The 18,634-nt window shown below is 72.8% G+C and carries 15 protein-coding genes; 7 read left to right on the forward strand and 8 right to left on the reverse strand.

Annotation, left to right across the window (positions count from 1 at the left end; all coding sequences use genetic code 11):
- Positions 1 to 5: 5 nt before the first annotated feature.
- Entirely contained in the window at positions 6 to 698 is a 693-nt protein-coding gene (locus ACFQQI_RS05015) for a response regulator (RefSeq protein WP_378558832.1), read from the reverse strand.
- Positions 699 to 831: 133 nt separating this feature from the next.
- Between ACFQQI_RS05015 and ACFQQI_RS05020 the strand changes: the two genes are divergently transcribed.
- The 3 genes from ACFQQI_RS05020 (at position 832) to adhP (ending at position 3,698) form a co-directional block, all read left to right on the forward strand.
- Positions 832 to 1,830, forward strand: a complete 999-nt coding sequence (locus ACFQQI_RS05020; protein WP_378558835.1) for an Acg family FMN-binding oxidoreductase — start codon at positions 832 to 834, stop codon at positions 1,828 to 1,830.
- A 102-nt stretch (positions 1,831 to 1,932) separates the two neighbouring features.
- Positions 1,933 to 2,679: a hypothetical protein gene (locus ACFQQI_RS05025; RefSeq protein WP_378558838.1), complete on the forward strand. Its 747-nt coding sequence runs from the start codon at positions 1,933 to 1,935 to the stop codon at positions 2,677 to 2,679.
- A 2-nt stretch (positions 2,680 to 2,681) separates the two neighbouring features.
- Positions 2,682 to 3,698 (forward strand): alcohol dehydrogenase AdhP, encoded by a 1,017-nt coding sequence (adhP, locus tag ACFQQI_RS05030; protein ID WP_378558841.1) that lies wholly within the window; start codon positions 2,682 to 2,684, stop codon positions 3,696 to 3,698.
- A gap of 9 nt (positions 3,699 to 3,707) precedes the next feature.
- Here adhP and ACFQQI_RS05035 read toward each other — a convergent pair whose 3' ends face one another.
- Together ACFQQI_RS05035 and ACFQQI_RS05040 are read right to left on the reverse strand one after the other, a co-directional pair.
- Entirely contained in the window at positions 3,708 to 4,538 is an 831-nt protein-coding gene (locus ACFQQI_RS05035) for a universal stress protein (protein WP_378558843.1), read from the reverse strand.
- A gap of 90 nt (positions 4,539 to 4,628) precedes the next feature.
- On the reverse strand, positions 4,629 to 6,293 hold the full coding sequence (locus tag ACFQQI_RS05040; protein WP_378558846.1) for a SulP family inorganic anion transporter: 1,665 nt from the start codon (positions 6,291 to 6,293) through the stop codon (positions 4,629 to 4,631).
- A 128-nt stretch (positions 6,294 to 6,421) separates the two neighbouring features.
- Here ACFQQI_RS05040 and ACFQQI_RS05045 point away from each other — a divergent pair, with 128 nt between their 5' ends.
- From ACFQQI_RS05045 to ACFQQI_RS05055, 3 genes are all read left to right on the forward strand, one after another.
- Positions 6,422 to 6,895 carry a GyrI-like domain-containing protein gene (locus tag ACFQQI_RS05045; protein WP_378558849.1) on the forward strand — a complete coding sequence of 158 codons (474 nt, stop codon included), beginning with the start codon at positions 6,422 to 6,424 and terminating at the stop codon, positions 6,893 to 6,895.
- A 91-nt stretch (positions 6,896 to 6,986) separates the two neighbouring features.
- Positions 6,987 to 7,394 (forward strand): pyridoxamine 5'-phosphate oxidase family protein, encoded by a 408-nt coding sequence (locus ACFQQI_RS05050; RefSeq protein ID WP_378558852.1) that lies wholly within the window; start codon positions 6,987 to 6,989, stop codon positions 7,392 to 7,394.
- Positions 7,394 to 10,171 carry a cation-translocating P-type ATPase gene (locus ACFQQI_RS05055; protein ID WP_378558854.1) on the forward strand — a complete coding sequence of 926 codons (2,778 nt, stop codon included), beginning with the start codon at positions 7,394 to 7,396 and terminating at the stop codon, positions 10,169 to 10,171. Before ACFQQI_RS05050 ends, ACFQQI_RS05055 begins: the two co-directional genes overlap by 1 nt.
- On the opposite strand, the gene ACFQQI_RS05060 is transcribed toward ACFQQI_RS05055, so the two are convergent.
- The 5 genes from ACFQQI_RS05060 to ACFQQI_RS05080 all read right to left on the reverse strand — a co-directional run bounded on the left by ACFQQI_RS05060 (position 10,054) and on the right by ACFQQI_RS05080 (position 17,750).
- Positions 10,054 to 11,946, reverse strand: a complete 1,893-nt coding sequence (locus ACFQQI_RS05060; RefSeq protein ID WP_378558857.1) for a right-handed parallel beta-helix repeat-containing protein — start codon at positions 11,944 to 11,946, stop codon at positions 10,054 to 10,056. The genes ACFQQI_RS05055 and ACFQQI_RS05060 overlap by 118 nt on opposite strands.
- A 210-nt stretch (positions 11,947 to 12,156) precedes the next feature.
- The gene (locus ACFQQI_RS05065; RefSeq protein WP_378558859.1) at positions 12,157 to 14,559 is read right to left on the reverse strand and encodes a glycoside hydrolase N-terminal domain-containing protein; all 2,403 of its coding nucleotides are present in this window, start codon (positions 14,557 to 14,559) and stop codon (positions 12,157 to 12,159) included.
- Between the two features lie 160 nt (positions 14,560 to 14,719).
- Positions 14,720 to 15,535 (reverse strand): aldo/keto reductase, encoded by an 816-nt coding sequence (locus tag ACFQQI_RS05070; protein ID WP_378559875.1) that lies wholly within the window; start codon positions 15,533 to 15,535, stop codon positions 14,720 to 14,722.
- A 142-nt stretch (positions 15,536 to 15,677) separates the two neighbouring features.
- On the reverse strand, positions 15,678 to 16,535 hold the full coding sequence (locus ACFQQI_RS05075; protein WP_378558862.1) for an amidohydrolase family protein: 858 nt from the start codon (positions 16,533 to 16,535) through the stop codon (positions 15,678 to 15,680).
- Positions 16,536 to 16,547: 12 nt separating this feature from the next.
- Positions 16,548 to 17,750: a mandelate racemase/muconate lactonizing enzyme family protein gene (locus ACFQQI_RS05080; protein ID WP_378558865.1), complete on the reverse strand. Its 1,203-nt coding sequence runs from the start codon at positions 17,748 to 17,750 to the stop codon at positions 16,548 to 16,550.
- A gap of 117 nt (positions 17,751 to 17,867) precedes the next feature.
- Between ACFQQI_RS05080 and ACFQQI_RS05085 the strand changes: the two genes are divergently transcribed.
- A complete protein-coding gene (locus ACFQQI_RS05085) occupies positions 17,868 to 18,629 on the forward strand; it encodes a FadR/GntR family transcriptional regulator (RefSeq protein WP_378558868.1) in 762 nt (253 codons plus the stop codon).
- Positions 18,630 to 18,634: the final 5 nt, after the last annotated feature.

The raw sequence follows: 18,634 nt of genomic DNA on the forward strand, positions 1-18,634 counted from the left end.
CTTGATCAGGGGTGTTGCTGCCTGTCGTGCTCGTGGCGGCGCGTCGCGATGATGGCGGCCTGCGTCCGGCTCTCCACGCCGAGCTTGCCGAGCACCGTCGACACGTAGTTCTTCACCGTCTTCTCGGCGAGCGACAGCCGCTCGGCGATCTGGCGGTTGGTGAGCCCTTCGCCGATGAGCCCCAGGATCTGGTGCTCCTTGGGCGTCAGGTGCTTGGTGACCGGGTCCTCGGGCGGCCCGTCGCGCAGGCGGGCCAGCACCTGCGCGGTCACGGCCGGGTCGAGCATGGACTGGCCGGCGGCGACCCGGCGTACCGTCGCCACGAAGTCCGGCCCCTTGACCTGCTTCAGGACGTACCCGGCTGCACCGGCCATGATGGCCGCGAACAGCGCGTCGTCCTCGTCGTACGACGTGAGGATGAGGCCCGCGATCGTCGGGTCGATCGAGCGGACCTGGCGGCACACCTCGATCCCGGACCCGTCGGGCAGCCGGCCGTCCAGGATCGCCACGTCCGGCCGCAGGGCGGGGATGCGGCGAGCGGCCTCCTGCGCGAATCCGGACTCACCGATGACGTCGATGTCTCCCTCGGCCTCGAGGAGGTCGCGGATGCCTCGACGCACCAGCTCGTGGTCGTCGAGCAGGTAGACCGTGATGCGACGGCCGCGGGCCTGCCCCGGCTGCTCGTCCTGCTCCCACATGCCTCGACGGTAGGCACGAGGGACTCTGGTCCGCCGCGGGCCATGGCCACCTCGGGGGCGGGACCTTTGTCCCTGTGCACGGCACGTCCGGCAACGGACGCTCGAGCCATCCACCCACCCGAGGGGAGCTGCGATGCGACGAGCCAGGACCGTCGACAGCGATCGCCGACCTTCGGGTACGGCCGCCCGGGAGATCGTCGAGTTCGCCCTGCGTGCGCCCAGCGTCCACAACACGCAACCGTGGCGCTGGCGGATCGGCGATGGGCGTCTCGACCTCTACGCCGACCGCGACCGCCAGCTGTCCGTCGCCGACCCCCTCGGCCGCAACCTCGCGATCAGCTGCGGCGCCGCCCTCGAGTACGCCGTCGTCGGGGCGGCCGCCGCCCAGTGGCAGAGCGTCGTCGACCTGCTGCCCGATCCGGACGATCCCGACCACCTCGCGGTGCTGCGACTCTCCCCCGGCCCCGTCAACCGGCGCGCCCTCGCGGACGCGAGCCTGCTGAGCGCGCGCCGCACCGATCGGCGCCGGCTGATCCCCTGGCCGGTGCCCCACGGACTGCTCGAGGCCGTGGCGGGACGGGCCTCGGTGGGGATCGCCTCGACGGTGATCCTGGCCGCCCTGCCGGACCGGCTCGGCGTCGAGCTGCTGGTCAGCAGGGCGCTGGCGACCGAGCGTGCCGACCGCCTCCTGGTGGAGGAGCAGAGCCGGTGGGTCGCCGCCGGACGGCCCGACGGCGTACCGCCCGAGAACGCCCGGCCGAGCGACGGCGACCTGCGCCCCGGCTCGCCTTCGAGGTACGACGCCCCGCCGCTCGACGACGAGAGCCAGCTCGTCACAGCTCCCCTGGACGGGCTGCTCGTCATCCTGAGCGAGGACGACTCCCCGCACGGCTGGATCGACGCCGGCCGCACCCTGTGCCGGGCGTGGGTCGCTGCGCTGGACCACGACCTCTCGGTCGTCCCGCTCAGCCAGGTGATCGAGGTCGCCGAGACCCGGGCGGCGCTGCGCGCCGACGTCCTCGACGTGGACCCCTGGCCGCAGCTCCTGCTGCGCGTCGGCTGGCAGGAGCTCGCCCGGTCACCGCTCCCGTCCACCCCTCGTCGCGGCGTCGAGGACGTCCTGATGGCCTGACCACCGGTGCGCGGGTCCCGGTCGGTCGTGACCTTGTCCCCTGCTGCCCCGGGCCGCCGCGACCGACGCTGGAGTGAGGGATCCCGACCCACGGAGGTCGCCATGACCACCACGCCCACCCACCCACCAGTCCCACCCACGGCTCCCCGGCCACCGTCGAGCGGCCCGTGGACGATCGGACGGGTCATCGCCGTCGTCACGGCCGCGCTGGTCCTGATGCTCGGCACGCTCCTCGCCGTCACCGGCGCCGGCATGGCCGCGACCTCGGCCGTGCTCCGCGACGACGACGGCTTCTTCACGAGCACCCCGTCGACCTGGGAGTCCCCCGGCCACGCCGTACGCTCCGAGAACGTCAGCCTCCACCGCGGGCCGATGATGCCGAACCTGTCCGGCCGGATGACCGGCACGGTCGAGGTCACCGCACGGGCGACGACCGGGGACGACGTCTTCGTCGGCATCGCGCGGTCCTCCGACGTCGACCGCTACCTCCGCGGTGTCGCCGCCTCGACCATGGTCGACCCGTGGGACGAGGACGGCCCCCGCGCCTACTTCACCGACGGCGGGTCGCCGCGCGTCGCGCCCGACGAAGTCCCGATCTGGGTCGCCTCCGCCTCGGGCTCCGGGTCCGAGCGCATCGACTGGGATCCCCGCTCCGGCGACTGGACCCTCGTCGTGATGAACGCCGACGGCACGACACCCGTCTCCGCCGAGGTCACCCTCGCCGCCGAGCTCCCCATCGTCAACGTCGCCGGCGTGACGCTCATCGTCTCCGGCCTGATCCTCCTCGTCCTCTCCGGCGTCGGCCTCTGGCTCGCCGTACCTCGAACCCGTCCCACCACCAAGGAGTAGTCATGAAGGCAGCAGTCGTCACCAGCTTCACCGAGCCGCTGGAGATCCAGGAGCGCCCGGTCCCGACACCCGGTCCCGGGCAGGTGCTCGTCCGCATCGAGGCCAGCGGCCTGTGCCACACCGACATCCACGCGGCGCACGGTGACTGGCCGGTCAAGCCCACCCCGCCGTTCGTGCCCGGCCACGAGGGCGTCGGCGTCGTGGAGGCCCTCGGCGCCGGGGTCACCCAGCGCGCCGTGGGCGACCGCGTCGCGCTCCCCTGGCTCGGTCACGCGTGCGGACACTGCGACCACTGCATCTCGGGCTGGGAGACCCTGTGCGAGGAGCAGCAGAACACCGGCTACTCGATCGACGGTGGCTTCGCGGAGTACGCCGTGGCGGACGCGACGTACGTCGTCCCGGTGCCCGACGGGGTCAGCCCCCACGACGCCGCGCCGCTGACCTGCGCCGGCGTCACGACGTACAAGGCCATCAAGGTCGCGAGCATCCGGCCGAGTGAGCGCGTCGCGATCTTCGGCGTCGGCGGGCTCGGCCACCTGGCCGTCCAGTACGCCCGCCTGGTCGGCGGCACCGTGATCGCGGTCGACGTCGAGCCCGAGAAGCTCGAGCTCGCCCGCGAGCTCGGGGCCGACCACGTCGTCAACGCGGCGGAGACGGACCCGGTCGCGGCGATCGAGGCGCTGGGTGGCGCCGACGTCGCGGTCGTGCTGGCCGTCATGCCCTCGGTCTTCGAGCAGGCCTTCGCGGCGCTGCGCCGGGGCGGCCGCCTCGTCTGCGTCGGGCTGCCGCCCGAGACCGACGGCCCGATGAGCCTGCCTATCTTCCCGACCGTCCTCAAGGGCATCTCGGTGATCGGCTCGATCGTCGGCACCCGTCAGGACCTCGCCGAGGTCTTCGACCTCCACGCGCGGGGACGCACCCGGGTGGTCGCCGAGACCCGCAAGCTCGACGAGGTCAACCAGTCCGTCGACGACGTCCTCGCGGGGCGTGCGACCGCGCGCATCGTCTTCGAGATGTAGGGCGGCGGGTCAGGTCGTGATCTCGGGCACGACCGCCACCGTGCCGCTCGAGCGCTCCACGACCGAGGTGGCGATCGACCCGGTGATCACCCGGTCGAGCCGCGTCATCGGGTGCCGGCCGACGACGACGAGGTCCCACGCGCGGTTGCGTGGGGCCAGCGACTCGTCGGCCAGGCCGTGCGTGAGCTCCAGGCTGACCGCGACGTCCGGGAACTGCTCCGCGAAGCCGGCCACCGACTCCGAGAGGAGCGCGCGCAGCTCCTCGAGATCGGGCGCATCGACCGTCCGTCCCCTCGCCTCCCGGTAGGCGGCGACTGCTGCGACGGCGTCCCAGAAGCAGTGCAGCACGGTCAGCGGCAGCCCGTGGAGCGCTGCGAACCGGTAGGCGAACTCGATGACCGGGCGAGACTGGGAGGAGCCGTCGGCGCCGACGACCACGCCGTACCCGGCCTGGCGCGAGACGGGTGGCCGGCACACCACGACGGGGCAGGCGGCGTGCGCACTGACGGCCGCGCTCACCGAGCCGAGCAGGATGCTGCGCATCGCGCCCCGGCCCCGCGAGCCCATGACGAGCAGGTGGGCGGCGGCCGACATGTCCAGGAGCATGCGCCGTGGGTCGGCGCTCGCGCAGACCGGTCGGACGGCCAGCTCCGGGTGGGTCCCGAGGGCGAGCTCCATCGCATGCTCGGCGATGGCCGGGGCGCCGTCGCCGGCAGCGGCCACGACGAGGCCGCGTCGCTCCAGGTGTGCCTGGCGGGCGGCCCAGCCCACGGCTCGGTCGGCGTGCGGCGAACCGTCGACGGCGACCACGACATTTCCGGACTCGATCTGCTGGCCCATGCTCCCATGGTCCGGTGGCGCCGACCGCACCGTCACGGCCGGAAGGCCGGTCCCGGCCGGGTCCATCGACCCTTCCTCGCCCGCGCCGCGTCACCGGCTCTCGAGGAAGGCCTCGACCGCCGTCGGCAGGGTCGGGAACAACCGGTCACGGCCGATCCGGTCCGGCAGCCCCGACGGCTCCAGGTCGCTGAGCAGGTCCTGCTTGACCCGCGCCATGGCGAAGACGATGCCCCGGGCGCTGAGCTCCGCGCGGAGGGACTCGAGCGCGTCGACAGCGGTGATGTCGACCTCGATGATCGCCTCCGTGTTGAGCACGAACCACTCGACCGGCGCAGCCGAGTCCGCGACCGCCGACAGGGCACGGGTGCGGAAGTCCTCCGCGTTGGCGAAGAACAGCGGAGAGTCATAGCGATAGACCAGCAGCCCCGGCACCAGCTCGGCCGACGGGTAGTCGTCGACGTCGTGCATGCCGGCGAGCCCTGGCACCTCGCCGAGGACCGCGTCGTGGGGATGGGCCACGCGCCGCAGCAGGTTCAGCACCGACAGGGCGACGGCCACCAGCACGCCCCACAGCACCCCGACCGTCAGCACCGCGGCCGTGGTGGCGAGAGCCAGCACCAGCTCGCTGCGACGGAACGCCGCGAGCCGGCGGAACTCCGCGACGTCGACCAGCTTGGTGGCGGCGTACACGACCACCGCGCCGAGCGCCGCGGCCGGAAAGGCCTCGAGCAGCGGCCGCGCGACGAGCACGGCGACGACCGTGGCGACCACGGTCGTGTAGGCGGTCAGCTGGGTCTGACCGCCGACCGCGTGGCCGATGGCCGTCCGGCTGCCGCTGCTGCTCACCGGGAACCCGTGCATGAGTCCCGACCCCACGTTGGCGGCGCCGAGCGCGAGCAGCTCGCGCCTGGGGTCGACGACCTCGCCGCGCTTGCTCGCGAACGCACGCGCGGTGAGCACGTTGTCGGTGTAGCCGACGAACGCGACGCCGAGGGCCGGCGCGAGCAGCGCCGCCACCGTCCCGACGTCGACGTCGGGGAGGCCGGGTGTCGGCACCCCGGCCGGGATGTCGCCGACCAGCTGCACGCCGTGCGACTCGAGCCCCAGCAGGGCCGCAGCGGCGGTCGCGCCCAGCATGCCGAGGAGCGCGACCGGAGCGCGGGGGAAGTACGCCGACGCGAGCAGCATCGCCGCCGCGGTCGTGCACCCCAGCGCGAACGTGGGGAGGTGGATCTCGTCCAGGTGCCGCACGACGTACACCAGCTCCTGGAAGAACCCCTCCGCCTCCACGTCGATCGCGGTCAGCTTGCCCAGCTGCGAGACCACCATGATCGCGGCGATGCCGGCCATGTAGCCGACCAGGACCGGCCGCGAGAAGAGCTCGGCCAGGACCGAGGCGCGGGCGAACCACCCGACGAGGCAGACGGCCGCGACGGCCAGGGCGAGCGCCGCCGCGAACGACTCCGGATCGTCGGTCGCGCCCGGCACCGAGCCGATCGCCGCCGCGGTCATCAGGGCGGTCGTCGACTCCGGGCCGACCGACAGCGTGCGCGACGACCCGAGGAGGCCGTAGACGAGGAGCGCGCCGACACACGCCCACAGGCCGGCCTCGGCGGGCAGGCCCGCGAGCTCGGCGTACGCCATCACCTGCGGGATCAGGTAGGCGGTGATGGTGACACCGGCCAGCAGGTCACCGCGCAACCAGCCGCGCTGGTACCCGCGCACCCACGTCGGCAGCGGTAGTCGTGCCCGCATGCCCGAAGGGTAGGGCTTCCAAGACGACCACGAGGAGAGGTTCGGCGGCTGCCGTCGGGCCGAAGGGCGCGGCCACCCGGGGACCTTCTCCCCTCACGACGACCGTTCACCGGGCAGATGCTCGCGGCATGACCTACTCCGTCACCTTCGCCGATCTGCAGGCCCAGGCAGCCGCCGTCGTGGCCGACGAGGCCGCACCCGACGACATCGGTTCGCACCTCGGCGCGGCGTTCGAGGAGGTCGCGCGGATCGCCGCGGCCCAGGGCGTGCAACTCGTCGGTCCACCCTTCGCGCGCTATCACCGGGGAGCCGACCGGTGGCTCTTCGAGGCCGGCTTCCCCGTGGCCGGTGCCGTGACACCCGAGGGGCGGGTACGCCCCACCTCACTGCCCGGCGGCCATGTCGTCTGGACGACCCACGCCGGTCGCTACGAAGGGCTCGGCTCGGCGTACGAGGCGCTGTCCACCTGCGCGATCGAGAACGGCTTCGAGTGCCTCGACGGCGCCTGGGAGCGCTACCTCGACGGGCCCGACGTACCCATGCCGCGCACCGAGGTGTTCGTGCCCTGCCGGCGCGTCGTACCCCACGTCACCACGGGTTGACGAGGGTCGTCCGCAACGTCGAGACATTGGTCCCTGTGCGGCGTGACCGACGCACCTCCCGCTGGCCCCGCTCGGGACGCGACGGTGGAGTATGGCCACCACGGCTGACGACCACCTGACCGAGCTCTCCGACCAGGCCTGCTGGGACCTGCTGAGGTCGACGCAGGTCGGGCGCATCGCGTGGACGACCGCCGACGGGCCCGTCGTCCTCCCGGTGAACCACGTCGTCGACGGACGGTCCATCCGCATCCGCACGCGAGGCGGCTCGGCCCTCGTGCAGAAGGTCGACCTCGAGCGCGTCGCCTTCGAGGTCGACCGGATCGACGAGGCGACGCACCGGGGATGGAGCGTGCTCGCCCGGGGCCGTGCCGCGGTCCGGTACGGCGACGACGCGGGCGGCTCCCGTCCGAACCCCTGGCCGAGCGGCCCCCGGTCGGCGGTCGTCACCATCGCCGTCGACGCGATCACCGGCCGGCGCCTGGGGCCGACCCCGGGCTGATGGACCGCAACCGCGGGCTGAGCACGGCGGAGGTCGAGCGGCGCCGCCGGCGCGACGGACCCAACGAGCTGCCCGCGCCGCGCGGCCCGCGGCCGCTCGCGCTCCTGGCCGGCCAGCTGACCCACCTCCTCGCCGTGCTGCTCTGGGTCGCGGCTGGGCTCGCCCTGCTGGCTCGCATGCCGGCCCTCGCGATCGCCATCGTCGTGATCGTCGTCCTCAACGCGCTCTTCGCGTTCTGGCAGGAGTACCGCGCCGATCGGTCCACGCAGCAGCTGCGCTCGATGCTCCCGTCGGGCACCCGCGTCCGTCGTGACGGCGCCCGACGAAGGGTCGCCGTCAGCGAGCTGGTCGTCGGCGACGTCGTCCTGCTCGAGGCCGGCGACCGGGTCGGCGCAGACATGACGGTCGTGGAGGTCGACAACCTGACGGTCGACGAGTCGCTGACCACGGGCGAGAGCGGTGCGGTCCGGCACGGGGTCGGCGACCTGCTGATGGCCGGGACGTTCGTGGTCCAGGGCATGGCCGAGGCAGAGGTGACCGCGACCGGGGCGTCGACGACACTGGCGCGGATCTCCGCGTTGACGGCGACCGCGCAGCGGCCACCCAGCCCCCTGACGGTCCAGCTGCACACCGTCGTACGCGTGATCGCCGCGGTCGCCGCGGGCGCCGGGGTCATGCTCGGCTCCGCGTCGCTGGCGTTGGGCCTCTCCACCACCGAGTCCTTCCTCTTCGGCGTGGGTGTCGCGGTGGCGCTCGTCCCGGAGGGCCTGCTGCCGACGGTGACGCTGTCCCTGGCCCGCGGCGCGCAGGTCATGGCGAGCCGCAATGCGCTGGTCCGGCGTCTGGACGCCGTCGAGACCCTCGGCGAGACCACGTTCATCTGCACGGACAAGACCGGCACGCTGACGGAGAACAGGATGAGCGTCGTCGAGGTCGTCACCCCGCCCGCTTGGATCCACGTGGCGGGCAGCGGCTACGAGCCGGTCGCGACGTTCAGTGGCGCCGACGACGCGGCCGAGCTCGCGGCTCCCGTCGCCGAGTCCGCACTCGCGTGCGTGACCGGCAGGGTGACGCGCCGGGGACCCGCCTGGGTCGTGGACGGCGACCCGATGGAGGCAGCGATCCACTGCCTGGCGATCCGCACCGGCTCCGCCCACCCCGACGGCGCCGGTCCCGTCGAGTCCCGGCTCCGCCCGTACACCGCCGACCGGATGCTCACCTCGTGCCTGCGCGCCGGCCGGGTCCACGTCCTCGGGGCTCCGGAGGCGATCCTGGCGCGGTGCACGTCCGGCGCGGACGACGCGGTCGACGAGCTCCACCGGCTGACGGACCGCGGCCTCCGCGTCCTGGGTGTTGCGCGCCGGGAGTGGGCGGGAGACGTCGGCGAGGAGATGGAAGCCGACCTCCGGTTCCTGGGCCTGCTCGCGCTCGAGGATCCGCCGCGCGTCGACGTCGCGCAGTCGTTGCAGACCTGCCGCGACGCCGGCATCGGCATCGTGATGATCACCGGCGACCACCCCAGGACCGCCCGCGCCATCGCCGAGGACGTCGGCCTCATCGGCAAGGGCGGGCTGGTGTGCGAGGGCAGCTCGCTGCCCGCCGACGACCGGGAGCTCGGTGCGCTGCTCGACACGGGCGTGGGTGCCGTGGTCGCTCGCGCCACGCCCGCCGACAAACTGCGGATCGCGAAGGCGTTGCGCGGGCGCGGCCACGTCGTCGCGATGACGGGTGACGGGGTGAACGACGCGCCGGCGCTGCGGGAGGCGGACGTCGGCGTCGCCATGGGAGCCAGCGGGAGCGACGTCGCCCGCGAGGCTGCCGACCTCGTGCTCCTCGACGACCACTTCGCGACGATCGTCTCCGCCGTCGAGCTCGGGCGCGCGACGTTCCAGAACGTCCGCAGGTTCCTCACGTTCCACCTCACGGACAACGTCGCCGAGCTGGCGCCGTTCGCCCTGTGGGCACTGTCCGGAGGCAGCTTCCCGCTCGCGATCGGCGTGCTGCAGGTGCTCGCGCTCGACATCGGCACCGACATGCTCCCGGCGCTCGCGCTCGGCACCGAGCCGCCCCGCAAGGACATCATGCGCGGGCGCCGGCGGCGTACCGTGCTCGATCGCGCCCTCTTGCTGCGGGCCTTCCTGGTCCTGGGTGCGACCGAGGCGCTCCTGTCGTTGACGGCCTTCGCGTGGGTGCTCAGGGGCGACGGCTGGTCGTGGGGCGCCGAGCCGTCCGCCACCACGCTGGCGCAGGCGTCAGGTACGGCGATCGCCGTCATCGCCGTCTGCCAGATGGCGAACGCGATCGCCTGCCGGAGCACGACCCGCGCCGCGTGGCGCCTCGACCCGCGCGGCAACCCCTCCGTGCTCGTCGCGATCGCCGCCGAGGTCCTCCTGCTCGTCGTGTTCCTCGGCGTCCCTCCGGTCGCCGACCTCCTGGGTGGTGCCTGGCCCGAACCGAGCGGGTGGGCGATGGCGCTGGCCGCTGGAGCGGTCCTCCTCGCGGTCGACGGACTCGCGAAGCGGCGGTCACCCACCCGCGGGACGGTCACGCCGTCCGGCGGGAGGCGGTCTCCTCCCCTGCCTCAGCGGGCGGCGGTGGCGCGGGACAGCCGGGCCGGCCGCTCGCGCGGCACGACCCGGCTGTCACGGGTACTGCGGGCTCAGTCCTGCGGGACCGGGTACGGGAAGTCCTCGGTCACGCCGATCTTGTCGTACTGCATCTTCGAGGCGTCGAAGCCGGCCTCCCAGTTGCCGTTGGACACCTCGTTGCACTTGTAGGACTGGTAGGACTGGTCGGTCGTCCTGCCGACCTCGATGTTGCTGAACGAGAATCCGCAGCCACCGGCGTCCATGTGCACGCCGCGGGTGCCGCTGTCGGGCATCGAGGCGTCGGGGATGACGTCGCCGATGACCACCTGGTCGACGGTGTTCTGGACCGGGTGCGGCTCCTGGTTGTCCACGCCGTACGTGTAGAAGGCACCCATGTCGCCGGAGTCCAGGCCCGCCTCCTGGATCTCGATGAAGCGGAAGGTGTTCCCGTCGGTGTACTGCTCGCCGTCCCTCACCTCGGGACGCGACTCCAGGCTGATGCCGTACCTGGCCGAGTGACGCACATTCACGTGCTCGACCGTGTTGTCGCCGGTGTCCATCAGCTCGATGCCGGCCGCGTCGCCGGGCACCAGCTCCCCGACGTGGTCGATGTAGAGGTTGCGGAACGTGTTGCTGTGCGCCACGTCGCCCTCCCCGGGATACCCGCCCTCGACCTTGATGCCATCCGCGCCGAGGTTCTCCAGCAGGGAGTTCTCGACGGTCAGGTGGTCGTTGGCGAACAGCGCATAGACCCCCATGTAGCCGGTGTCGGAGATGCGCAGGTTCGACAGGGTGATGTTGCTGGTGTTCTGCAGCGTGATGGCGCCGAACCGGTTGCGCGGCATCTCGATCTGACGGTCGTACTCGGGGTACTTGTGCACCTCTCCGGAGTCACCGGCGCTGATCCAGCCGGACCGGTACCAGTTCACGAAGTCGGAGTACTGGAGGCCGATGCCGTCGAAGGTGATGTCGTGCGCCCGCCGGTCCGGCGACGCACCCTGGATGTCGACGACGCGCGTCACGGTGGGCCGCATGATCTTGACGTCGGCGATGTCGCCGCGGGGCTTGTAGTAGAGCTCGCCGGCCTTGTAGTCGAAGTAGTACTCGCCCTTCTGGTCGAGGAAGGGCATCGCGTTCTGGATGAAGTACCGGGAGCCGCCCCGGCTGTTCACGAGCGCGTAGCGAGTCCAGTAGTTCAGGGTGGTGAAGCCCTTGCGGTAGTCGGCACCGCCGATCGGCACGATGTCGGTGAACCAGCTCCACGAACCGCCGGACCACACGGTCAGCTGGGCGTTCGCCAGCGGGTTGCTCTCCGGGGTGTCGTCCCAGGCCGGGTCCCAGTCCCCCTCCTCCCAGTACAGCCACTGGTGCACGGCCTCCTTCTCGGGCTCACCGAGACGGGAGGTCAGGTACGGCGACCACTCGTCCTCGGTGCCCCGGTTGGGGTAGCGCGACATCGTCGCCCGCTCGCCGTCCTCGAACAGCGTGTAGAACGGCTTGGCGGGGTCGACGTGGGTGCGGTAGATGCCGTCCTGGTACGGCTCCCACCCGGTGACCTCCTCGGCGCCGAGGAGCACCGCCTTGCCGGGGCCGTCCGCCGAGCGGTAGACGACCTGGTGCCCGTTGGTCCCGGAGTCCTGGTCGGTGAGCTCGAACGTCTCGGTCACGGGGTACTCCCCGGCCGCGAGGTTCACCGTGACGTCGCACCGCATCCGGCGCTCGTCGGTGATGCCCTGGGCCCGGATCTCGTCCCGGGCGTGCTCCACCGTGCGCCACGGGCTCCCCTGGGTCCCCCGCGCGCCGTCGTCGCCGTCCGGCGAGACCCAGAACGTGCGGCACTGCCCACCCGCCGCCGAGCTGACGCCGGCTCCGCCGACGCCGCCGACGGCGGCTGCGCCTCCGATCGTGACTACGCTGACCGCGGCCACGAGCAACCCGCGGCCGCGGTTCCGAACAAGTGACATGATCATCCTCTCGCCATGGCGCCCGAGTCGGCCGCGGAACTCCGCGAGCACACGAGCTGCCGCTCTCTTCGGTGATTTCCAGTGGGTCGGGCACGACGTGCCGCCCGGCGGGCCGAGCGCCCGTCGGGACACGCCGCGCCAGGACGCCCACCGCGTGGGCGTCACGATGCGGACGACGACCGGGGCCGGGCTCGAGCCCGGCCCGGCCGGTCACATCGGCTCGACGTGGTAGACGCCGTCGGCGTCCGTGTCGAACTCGACGACGTTCGGCTCCGGGCGCGTGACGCCTCGCGTCCGGGTGCCGACCGAGACCGGCCCCGGGGTGCGGAGGCGCACGCGGTGGCCGAGGCTCGACCTGAGCGTGACGGTGCCGAGGTCGCCGCCGCGCCACGCGATGTCGATGGTGAAGCCGCCACGAGCCCGGAGGCCCTTGACGGCGCCGCGCGGCCAGGCATCCGGCAGCGCGGGGAGCACTCGGATCTCGTCGTCGACGCTCTGCAGGAGCATCTCCACGATCGCGGCGGGACCACCCAGGTTGGCGTCGATCTGGTAGTAGGTCCTGCCGTTCAGGACGTTCGGATTGTGCCGCTCGGGCCAGAACAGCACACGAAGCGCCTCATGTGCCCGCTCGGCGTCCCCCAGTCGCGCCCAGAGGACCGAGCGCAGTGCCACGCCCCAGCCGTCGTCGTCCGTCCCACCGCCTCGCAGCTCGAGCGATCGCCGGGCCGCGGCCGCCAGCGCCGGGGTCTTGTGGATGTCGATCTGGCCGCTCGGGTAGACGGCGTACAGGTGGGAGATGTGCCGGTGCGCCGGCTCCGGTGCGGTGCTGTCCCAGTCGTCGAGCCACTCCTGCAGCTGTCCATCGCGACCGACCTGGTGCGGCGCGAGCCTCGACCCGGCCTCGGCCAGCTGGTCCCGGAGCAGCGGGTCGACGCCGAGCACCGCCGCGGCGCGCGCCGTGTTGGCGAACAGGTCGCGGAGGATCTGCATGTCCATCGCCGGCCCCGCACAGAGCATCTGGCCGGGGTGGTGGCTGTTCTCGGGCGAGTTGGACGGGTTGGTCACCAGCCAGCCGCGCTCGGGGTGCGGGACCAGGGTGTCGAGGAAGAACTCGCAGGCGCCGCGCATGAGCGGGTAGACGTCGGCGAGGTACGCCGCGTCGCGACCGTAGTCGTAGCGGTCCCACAGGTGCAGGCACATCCAGGCGCCCCCGACCGGCCACACGCCCTGCGGGCCGTCGAACGGGGCCGTGCCCCGCCACAGGTCGGAGTTGTGGTGTGCGACCCACCCGCGTGCGCCGTACATCCTCTCGGCGGTGACCGCCCCGGCCTCCGCCAGCCCGCGGACGAGGCGCACCAGCGGCTCGGTGCACTCGGGCAGGGCGGTCGGCTCGGCCAGCCAGTAGTTCATCTCGGTGTTGATGTTGAGCGTGAAGTTGCTCTGCCACGGCGGGGCCACGCGCTCGTTCCAGATGCCCTGGAGGTTCGCCGGCTGCGTGCCCTCTCGCGAGCTGGAGATGAGCAGGTAGCGGCCGTACTGGAAGTAGAGCGCCGCGAAGGCCGGGTCGTCGAGCGCCGCGGACTGCTGCACCCGCTGGTCCGTGGGAAGGACGGCCGCGGCCGTCGTGCCGAGGTCGATCGAGACCCGGCGGTACAGCTCGCGGTGGGCCCGGACATGGTCGGTGAGCAGACGGCCGAAGGGGGTCCGCGCCGCCCGCTGGACCTGCGCCGCGACGACGTCCTCGGGCGGCGCCGCGGGCGCGTCGACGGGATGGTTGGTGGCGGCCGCCAGGATCACGACCACCTCGTCGGCGCCGCGCACCGACACCGAGTCGCTGGCCCGGGTGGTCCTGCCGCCGTCCGCGACGACGCGCGCGCGGCTGACGAACCGGATCGCCGCGTCCACGCCGAACTGGGGTGACGGCCGTCCGGTGAGGACCAGGTCACCCGCCGGGTCGACCGACGTCGACCACACCGGGGACTCGGTCGGCGCCGCGGCCCACGGCGGCTTGCCCACCGGTGGCGGACCGTCGAGCTTGATGTCGAGATCGAGGGCGCCGGGCCGATCGGCGGAGTAGCGGACGACCATCACCTGGTGGACCGGCGAGACGAACGCCTCGCGGGTGAAGGTGGCACCGTCGCGGGTGAAGCGCGTCGTCGTGACCGCCCGGTCGAGGTCCAGCTCGCGCCGGTAGTCCGTCGCCTCGCCCGCGCCCGGGGAGGCGATGCGCAGGTCTCCGAGCGGCTGGTAGCACATCTCGTAGTAGCGCGAGACGACCTGCGCGCGCGCCAGCTGCTGGGCCTCGTCGTAGCGGCCCTCGAAGACCAGTCGACGCACCTCCGGCAGGGCCTCGCGGGCGCCGGGGTTGACGGGATCGTGCGGACCTCCGGCGGTGATGGTGTCCTCGTTGAGCTGGATCCGCTCCTCGGCCACCCCACCGAACACCATGCCGCCGAGTCGGCCGTTGCCGATCGGCAGCGCCTCGGCCCAGCGGCCCGCCGGTCCCAGGTACCACAGCTGGGCCGGCCCGGCGGCCGCCTCGCCGACCACGGCCGAGGCCGGTCTGGCGAAGTCGGCGAGCCCGGTGGCCACGGCCGCAGCCATGGTCCCCATCAACATCTGTCTACGGCTGATCTCCATGGTTGCTCCCGAGTACGAACCAACAGATCCGGCGCCGAGCGAGCCATGCGACCGCCGTGATGCGCGCCACAGTGAGTCTTACGTCATACGTATGATGTGTCAAGAGTCAGCAGCACCCGGCCGCACGACGAGCTCAGCCGTCGAGCTCGGCCCACGCCTCCGCCGGCACGGTGGCGGCGTACCGCGCCACCAGCTGACGGGCCTGGTCGGGATCGCGCAGGCCCGCGACGACCGACGCGACCGCGGGATGCCGAAGCGGGTGCTGGACAGCGGCGTCCGGCAGGCTGACCTCCCAGCGCTCGCAGACGTCGGCGAGCACGTGGACGCGGCGGAGCAGGTCCCCGGAGGCGGGCAGGTAGTCGAACCGTGCGCCCGGCGCCGGACGGTGGTGGGCGAGCAGTCCCGAGTTGTACGGCGCCGCCGCGACGACCGCCACGCCACCGGCCGTGCACGCGTCCAGGAGCGGCTGCGAGCTCCGGTCGAGCAGCGTCCAGCGCCCGGCGAGCATCACGATGTCGAGGTCGGTCTCTTCGACCATGCGCAGCGGCGCCTCCCACTGGTTCATGCCGACGCCCACGGCGCCGACGACGCCCTGCTCCCGCAGCTCGACCAGCGCCGGGATCGCCTCGTCGATCGCCTGGTCGACGTGGTCGTCGGGATCGTGCACGTAGACGATGTCCACCCGGTCGAGACGGAGCCGCTCGAGGCTCTGCTCGAGGCTCGCGCGCACACCGTCGGCGGAGAAGTCCCAGCGGCGCCGCAAGGTGTCGGGCACGTCGAAGCCGCCGGTCTCGAGGTCCGACCCGGTCGGGTGCGGGTTGCGCTCGAGGACGCGCCCGACCTTGGTGGAGAGGACGAGCTCGCCGCGCGGCACGCCGGCAAGGGCGCGACCGAGCCGGATCTCCGAGAGGCCGAGTCCGTAGTGGGGAGCGGTGTCGAAGTAGCGGATGCCCGCGTCGTACGCCGCCTCGACGGCTGCCCGGCTGCCCGGCCGCCCGTCTCGTCGGTCGCCCGGTAGAGGTTGCCGAGCGACGCGCCGCCGAAGCCGAGCTCGCTGACGGCGAGCCCGGTCCGCCCGACCTCGCGAGTCCTCACGCGACCTCCAGGCCGTAGATGCGCTGGGCCGTCCCTCCGCGGACGGCGTCCCGCTCGTCCGGGCCGAGCCCGGCGACGAGCAGCTCGTGGGCCCCGGTGACGCGGGCGTAGTCGGCGTCGGCGAGCAGACAGACCGGCCAGTCGGAGCCCAGCATGGTGCGGTCGGGGCCCCAGGCCTCCAGAACGGTCTCGACGACCGGCCGGAGGTCGTCCGCGTTCCAGCCGGACCAGGAGGCCTCGGTCACGAGCCCGGACAGCTTGACGGCGACGTTGTCGTGCGCGGCGAGCGCCCGAACGTCGCGAACCCAGTCGGCGAGGTCGCCGCCCGCAATCGGCGGCTTCCCGGCATGGTCGAGCACGAACCGGACCTCCGGGAGCCGGGACGCGACCGTTGCGACCATCGCCAGCTGTCCCGGCGAGACGACGACGTCGTAGGCGAGCCCGTGCCGGGCGAGGCAGGTCAGGCCGCGGGCGACCTCGGGCCGGGTCAACCACTGGGGATCCGGCTCCACCTGCAGCTGGTGGCGCGCCCCGACGAGGCGACGCCCACCGGCGTGGGCCCGCGCGGTGGCGAGGACGTCGTCGAGCGCCGGGTCCGTGAGGTCGAACCAGCCGACGACGCCGGCGACCAGCGGTTCGCGCGCAGCCAGCGCCAGCAGCTCGTGGGTCTCGGCGAGGCTGGCCAGGGTGTGGACGACAACGGTGCCGTCCACCCCTTCTGCATGCAGCTGCGGGACGAGCTCCTCCATGGAGAACTCCCGCTGCAGCACCGGCAGCCCGTCGGTCCAGGGCTGGGGGCGCCGAACGGGATCCCAGACGTGGTGGTGGGCGTCGATGCGGGGCGGACGGGACACGAACGCCGCGCCCTAGTCGCCGGTCGCCCGGGCGATCGGCTCGACGACGCTCAGGTTGGGGGCGTACACGTGCGGCTCCGGCGAGATCAGTCGACGGCCGGCGCGCTCGGGCCGCACGTGCGGGCCGCGCGCCCGACCCCAGTCGGCTGCCTCGGCCAGCTCCGCGATCTCGAGCTCGTCGACCTCGAGGCCCAGGCCGGGCGCGTCGCCGAGCACGACGCAGCCGTCGGCGATCTCCTGGTCGACGCGCAGACCTACCGGGGCGTCGAGGTCCTGGACCTCCAGGGCGAGATGGTTGGGCACGCTGGCCGCGGCGTGCGCGAGCGGGTTGGCGTTGTACCCGACCGGGCTCACCGGCAGGTCGAAGGCGTGGGCGAGCGCGGCCACGCGCAGGAAGTGGGTGATGCCCCAGACACTGCCGGTCTGCACCACGTCGACGGCGCCGGCCTGCACGAGTGGGCGGAACTGCTCGAGTCCGGTGAGGTTCTCCCCCGTGGCGACCGCCGCCCGGACGGCACGGGTCACCATCGCGTGCGACTCCACGTCCCAGCGGCGGACCGGCTCCTCGACCCACGCGAGGTCGACCTGCTCCTCGATGCGCTGGACGTGCCCGATGGCCTCCTTGCGCGACCACGACTCGTTGGCGTCCAGCATCAGCCGCGGCACCACCTGGTGCGCGTCGGCGTAGAGGTCGCGCACGAGACCGAGGCGGCGTACGTCGGTCGCGACGTCGAGCCCGCCCTTGACCTTGACCGCGGTGAAGCCGCGCTCGGCGAACCGTCGGTGGGTCCGGACGAGGTCGTCGTCGTCGAGGGGCCCGTCGAGCGCGGAGGCGTACCCGGGCACCACCCGGTCTGCGGCGCCGAGCAGGCGCCACAGCGGCTCGCCGGCGGCCTTGGCCTTGAGGTCCCAGAGCGCCATGTCGAGCGCGCCGATGGCTCCGAACGTCGCACCGGCGTGACCAGTCTTGAAGACCGAGGCCAGCATCCGGTCGTAGAGCGCGGTCACGGCGCGGGGATCCTCGCCGAGCAGCGCGGGGAAGACACGGTCGAGGTCCTCGTTGCTGCCCACGCCGACGCCGACCAGGTCGCTGTCGGTGTCGAGCAGCACGATCGGGATGCTCGTCACGCCCGACGCCACGTGTCCGTTGGCGTCGCCGATCGGCCGGCCCCAGCGGTGCAGGGTCGTCAGCGTGCGATAGCCGGTGATCCGCATGGCGGCCACCTCCTCAGGACGTCGGGGCGGGACTCGGCAAATCCTAGCAAACATATGATGTCGTATGTGCGGTCAGGTCGTGAGCGGGTCGGACGTATGAGGTCCTACACTCCGGCCATGTCCCGTGAGCAGCAGAGCACTCATCTGGTCCTGGGCGAGAAGCGCCCACCCAACCCCATGCTCGGCGTGGCCGTGGTCGAGGAGCTGGTCGACGCGATCGTCTCCGGACGGTTGACGCCCGGCGAGACCCTCCCGCCGGAGGGACCGTTGAGCGAGCAGTTCGGCGTCAGCCGGACCGTGATCCGCGAGTCGGTGAAGCGGGTGGAGGAGAAGGGCCTGGTCAGCATCGAGCGCGGCCGCGGCACCGAGGTCCGCCCGGTGACGGCGTGGAACACGCTCGACCGGGTCGTGCTCACGGCGCTCATCAAGCACGACCAGACCCTCGGGATCCTGGACGAGCTGAGCACGGTGCGGGCCCAGCTGGAGTCGGTGATGGCCGCGGAGGCCGCCCGGCGGCGCGATGCGGAGCACCTGGCGGAGCTGGACCGGGCGCTGGAACGGATGCGGGAGACGGTGGAGGACGAGGCGGCCTTCCGCGCGGCGGACGTGGAGTTCCACGAGACCGTCATGGCTCTCTCGGGCAACCGCCTGGCGAGCAGCATCGCGCGCACGCTGATGGACCGGGCGCTGGAGAGCTCCCGCTACCACGGCGTGGACCTCTCGGACGCCTTCGCGCTGACGCTGCGCGAGCACGAGGCGGTCCACGCCGCGATCACCGACCAGGATCCGGTGCGCGCCCAGGAGGCGATGAACGTGCACATCCTGGAGGCGTGGCGGCGCCGGCGCCTGCCCGACCACGCGGGCAGCACCGACTCCTGAGTCCG

This window comes from Nocardioides sp. GCM10030259, from assembly GCF_042666375.1.
Lineage (GTDB): Bacteria > Actinomycetota > Actinomycetes > Propionibacteriales > Nocardioidaceae > Nocardioides.

What these genes read in the sequence shown, in the direction of transcription:
- ACFQQI_RS05020 (WP_378558835.1), top strand. Translation starts at nt 832, where the DNA reads ATGCGACGAGCCAGGACCGTCGACAGCGATCGCCGACCTTCGGGTACG.
- ACFQQI_RS05085 (WP_378558868.1), top strand. Translation starts at nt 17,868, where the DNA reads ATGTCCCGTGAGCAGCAGAGCACTCATCTGGTCCTGGGCGAGAAGCGC.
- ACFQQI_RS05080 (WP_378558865.1), bottom strand. Translation starts at nt 17,750, where the DNA reads ATGCGGATCACCGGCTATCGCACGCTGACGACCCTGCACCGCTGGGGC.
- ACFQQI_RS05050 (WP_378558852.1), top strand. Translation starts at nt 6,987, where the DNA reads ATGGCCACCACGGCTGACGACCACCTGACCGAGCTCTCCGACCAGGCC.
- ACFQQI_RS05065 (WP_378558859.1), bottom strand. Translation starts at nt 14,559, where the DNA reads ATGGGGACCATGGCTGCGGCCGTGGCCACCGGGCTCGCCGACTTCGCC.
- ACFQQI_RS05040 (WP_378558846.1), bottom strand. Translation starts at nt 6,293, where the DNA reads ATGCGGGCACGACTACCGCTGCCGACGTGGGTGCGCGGGTACCAGCGC.
- adhP (WP_378558841.1), top strand. Translation starts at nt 2,682, where the DNA reads ATGAAGGCAGCAGTCGTCACCAGCTTCACCGAGCCGCTGGAGATCCAG.
- ACFQQI_RS05035 (WP_378558843.1), bottom strand. Translation starts at nt 4,538, where the DNA reads ATGGGCCAGCAGATCGAGTCCGGAAATGTCGTGGTCGCCGTCGACGGT.
- ACFQQI_RS05025 (WP_378558838.1), top strand. Translation starts at nt 1,933, where the DNA reads ATGACCACCACGCCCACCCACCCACCAGTCCCACCCACGGCTCCCCGG.
- ACFQQI_RS05015 (WP_378558832.1), bottom strand. Translation starts at nt 698, where the DNA reads ATGTGGGAGCAGGACGAGCAGCCGGGGCAGGCCCGCGGCCGTCGCATC.
- ACFQQI_RS05060 (WP_378558857.1), bottom strand. Translation starts at nt 11,946, where the DNA reads ATGTCACTTGTTCGGAACCGCGGCCGCGGGTTGCTCGTGGCCGCGGTC.
- ACFQQI_RS05045 (WP_378558849.1), top strand. Translation starts at nt 6,422, where the DNA reads ATGACCTACTCCGTCACCTTCGCCGATCTGCAGGCCCAGGCAGCCGCC.
- ACFQQI_RS05055 (WP_378558854.1), top strand. Translation starts at nt 7,394, where the DNA reads ATGGACCGCAACCGCGGGCTGAGCACGGCGGAGGTCGAGCGGCGCCGC.